This window comes from Winogradskyella poriferorum (assembly GCF_050618035.1).
GTDB classification, from domain to species: Bacteria; Bacteroidota; Bacteroidia; order Flavobacteriales; family Flavobacteriaceae; genus Winogradskyella; species Winogradskyella poriferorum_A.
In genome coordinates this window covers 1-241 of record NZ_JBODPY010000096.1, presented here as the reverse complement: position 1 = coordinate 241, position 241 = coordinate 1, and the positions used below count along the sequence as shown (strand labels likewise).

1 protein-coding gene is annotated in these 241 nt (G+C 36.5%); it reads left to right on the top strand.

Annotation, left to right across the window (positions count from 1 at the left end):
* Window positions 1–241 (top strand): DUF4301 family protein (locus ACRHOC_RS15055; protein ID WP_431159432.1); only part of this gene is annotated, 241 nt, incomplete at its 5' end.

The window sequence follows — 241 nt, the reverse complement described above, 5'->3', positions numbered from 1 at the left end:
TATTTCTACTGCCTTTGAGAAGCATTTGTACGAAGCCGCATTGGACGCTTCTGACAATAAAGCGGCCAAGTTACATTTTACCATTTCGGCAAAATATAAGGATAAGTTTAAAGAAAAATTTAGACGTATAGAGGAGTTTGTGGAGCAAAAAACAGGAATATCTTTTGACATTTCGTTTTCATATCAGCAAGGCTCAACCGGTACAATTGCCGCCTATTTAGTAAACGATCCTTTTAGATAA